5 protein-coding genes are annotated in these 3156 nt (G+C 56.7%); 4 read left to right on the top strand and 1 reads right to left on the bottom strand.

Annotated elements, in window-relative coordinates; genetic code table 11:
* The first annotated feature begins 137 nt into the window (after positions 1 to 137).
* From hisC to ACXJ5O_RS22750, 4 genes are all read left to right on the top strand, one after another.
* Complete coding sequence (gene hisC, locus ACXJ5O_RS22765; RefSeq protein ID WP_457301889.1) at positions 138 to 1244, top strand: histidinol-phosphate transaminase; 1107 nt, start codon at positions 138 to 140, stop codon at positions 1242 to 1244.
* Positions 1245 to 1249: 5 nt separating this feature from the next.
* Complete coding sequence (locus ACXJ5O_RS22760) at positions 1250 to 2182, top strand: prephenate/arogenate dehydrogenase family protein (protein ID WP_457301888.1); 933 nt, start codon at positions 1250 to 1252, stop codon at positions 2180 to 2182.
* Positions 2183 to 2276: 94 nt separating this feature from the next.
* Positions 2277 to 2537 carry a type II toxin-antitoxin system ParD family antitoxin gene (locus ACXJ5O_RS22755; RefSeq protein WP_457301887.1) on the top strand — a complete coding sequence of 87 codons (261 nt, stop codon included), beginning with the start codon at positions 2277 to 2279 and terminating at the stop codon, positions 2535 to 2537.
* Positions 2534 to 2833, top strand: a complete 300-nt coding sequence (locus ACXJ5O_RS22750) for a type II toxin-antitoxin system RelE/ParE family toxin (RefSeq protein WP_457301886.1) — start codon at positions 2534 to 2536, stop codon at positions 2831 to 2833. Before ACXJ5O_RS22755 ends, ACXJ5O_RS22750 begins: the two co-directional genes overlap by 4 nt.
* A 15-nt stretch (positions 2834 to 2848) precedes the next feature.
* On the opposite strand, the gene ACXJ5O_RS22745 is transcribed toward ACXJ5O_RS22750, so the two are convergent.
* Positions 2849 to 3156, bottom strand: a 308-nt coding sequence (locus tag ACXJ5O_RS22745) for a DUF2125 domain-containing protein (RefSeq protein ID WP_457301885.1), incomplete at its 5' end; no start/stop codon positions are given.

Below are 3156 nucleotides of genomic sequence, written 5' to 3'. Positions count from 1 at the left end.
CGTCATGTCTGCGCAATTGAGGGCGTGATCGCGCGTAGGTATGGTCGCAGTTCGCGCAAAGTCAAGTTGTTCTCGACATGCGGGCTCCATACAGCTATGTCGGCACGGTGCTTTTGCCCGTTACGGACCGAACAATTATGACAACGACAAGACAAGACATGCACCCAACTCCGAAAGCCGGTGTGCTCGACATCGCTGCCTATGTGCCCGGTAAGCACAGCGCTCCCGGTGTTGAGAAGGTGCATAAGCTGTCGTCGAACGAGACGCCGCTCGGTGCCAGCAAGCATGCGATGGAGGCTTATCGCGCTGCGGTGGAGCAACTGGAGATGTATCCCGATGGTCAGGCGACCCTGCTGAAGCGGGCGATCGCCGATATCCACGGTTTGAACGTCGATAATATCATGTGCGGCAATGGTTCGGACGAATTGCTCGGCATTTTGTGCCAAGCCTACCTCGCCGCAGGCGATGAGGCTGTCTACACCGAGCATGGTTTCGGGATTTACAAGATCGCCACCATGGCTGCGGGTGGCGTACCGGTCGTTGCCAGCGAAAAGAACGAGCAAGCCGATGTAGATGCGATTTTGCGCGTCGTCACGCCGCGCACCAAGATCGTATTCTTGGCAAATCCAAACAATCCGACAGGCACCTATCTGCCTTTCGAAGAGGTTCGCCGACTGCATGCCGGGCTGCCGAAGAACGTCATGCTGGTGCTTGACGCCGCCTATGCGGAATATGTTCGCCGCAATGACTATGAGTCAGGTGTCGAACTGGTATCATCGTCCGAAAATGTCGTGATGACCCGCACGTTTTCGAAGATATACGGCCTTGCCGCTTTGCGCATCGGCTGGATGTTTGCGCCTGCCCATATCATCGATGCGACGAACCGCATCCGCGGCCCATTCAATCTGAACTCCGCGGCCATCGTCGCCGGCGCTGCGGCGATACGCGACCGCGCACATCTCAACGATGCGGTGGTTTTCAACGAAAAGTGGCTGCCCTGGCTCACCGAACAATTGACCGGGCTTGGGCTTCGGGTCACGCCGTCGGTCGGAAATTTCCTTCTCGTGCACTTTCCCGAAGATCCGGCGAAATCGGCGGAGAAGGCGGACGCTTACCTGACGAGCAAGGGCTATATTTTGCGCCGCGTTACGGGATACGGATTTCCGAACGCGTTGCGCCTCTCCATTGGATCCGAAGAAGCCAATCGCGGCGTAGTCGCTGCACTTTCTAAATTCTTAAAGTAAAACAAATGTCCGACGTTCATTTTAATACAATCGCACTGATCGGCATCGGCCTTATCGGTTCGTCGCTGGCGCGCGTCATCAAGCGCGAGGGCCTCGCCGACAAGATCGTCATTTCCACCCGCAGCCAAGCCACACTGGCTCGAGCCGAAGAGCTTGGCCTCGGCGATAGTTATACACTTGATAGTGCAGAGGCGGTGAAGAACGCCGATCTCGCTATCGTTTCAGTACCTGTGGGTTCGTCAGGCGACGTGGCCCGGCAGATTGCCGGCTCGCTGAAGCCCGGCGCGATCGTGACTGATGTCGGTTCAACCAAGAGTTCGGTGATTGCGCAGATGCAGCCGGAACTCCCCGCAAATGTGCATTTCATTCCAGGCCATCCGCTGGCAGGAACGGAATATTCCGGCCCCGATGCCGGTTTTGCCGATCTGTTCATCAACCGCTGGTGTATCCTCACGCCGCTCGAAGGGACGGACCCGGACGCTATCGTGAAGCTGACGAAGTTCTGGGAAGCCTGTGGTTCGCGGCTCGACACGATGGACCCTTTGCATCACGACCGTGTGCTGGCCATCGTATCGCACCTGCCGCACCTCATTGCCTACAATATCGTTGGCACGGCCAGCGATCTGGAAGAAGTGACGAACTCCGAAGTCATCAAATATTCGGCTTCCGGTTTTCGCGATTTCACCCGTCTGGCAGCGTCCGACCCCACCATGTGGCGCGACGTCTGCCTGCACAACAAGGACGCCATCCTTGAAATGCTGTCGCGGTTTTCCGAGGACCTCGCCTCGTTGCAGCGATCGGTTCGCTGGGGCGATGGCGATGCGCTTTTCGATCTGTTCACGCGGACTCGCGCCGTCCGCCGCGGTATCATCGATGCCGGCCAGGAAGTGGATGCTCCGGACTTTGGACGGCAAAAGGCTGGACAGCCGTCACAGTGACGGCGAATGGGCGGTTAATTGGCAGTGCCGCACACCAATTTTACTTGATAACTATTATTGAAGCTTCATATAGTGGTTATTGGAGGTGCGGCAAATGGCTCAAAGCGTGGAACTTGGCAATCTGGAATCCGTGCTCAATCGGCTGGGTGAAAGCGGTCGGTACAACTCGAAGAGCGAAGTCCTGCGGGAAGGTATCCGGCTCGTTGACGAGAGGGAAAAGCGTTTGGCGGCACTCGATGCTGCGTTGGCGCGGGGTTTGGCCGATGTCGAGGCGGGCCGAGTCCGGCCACTACAGGATGTCTTTGACGAGTTGAAAGCGCGTTACGCCAAGATGGCGGAAGAACGCGGCCTTTGAAGGTTATTTTCACGGAGGAAGCGCGCCAGGACTTGTTCGCGATCGGCGATTACATTGCGGACGACAATCCTCGAAGAGCATTGACCTTTATGAACGAACTCCACACCCGTTGCGTGTCTATCGGGGATTTTCCCGGGGCCTGCCCGTTGCTGTCACGCCACGAGGGGACAAGCATCAGACGGGCGGTTCATGGCAACTACGCGATATTTTATCCTGGCGGTCGCGACACAGTTAATGTTTTGCGTGTCCTCAATAGTTCGATGAACTATGAAAGGTTCCTGTTTGAAGACGACTGATGCCATATTCTTCAATCAAAGCGCAGGCAATCGTCCGATACCAATAAAGCCAACCGACATTTTGCCGTTCTTCACCGTGATGGGCAGCGTCGGCGCGCYGCTCGCGTCTTTCGGAACGAACGCCATCGCTTGAACAACGGTCGAAATCGTATTGCCTGCTTCAGGGAAAATGCCCTGCATGACCTTGGCGACACCTTCCGGATTGCGCATCGTCACCTTGAAATCGCCGCTGATGCGCCCGTCATCGGCAACGGAAAACGGACCAGAAATGGCAATCCCGCTACCATCCTCGAAGGACAGTTCGACTTTGCGCAGCGTTCCCG

It is taken from the genome of Phyllobacterium sp. P5_D12, from assembly GCF_054049495.1.
Note: the sequence above shows the minus strand (reverse complement) of the source record. Positions and strands in the feature narration are given on the sequence as shown.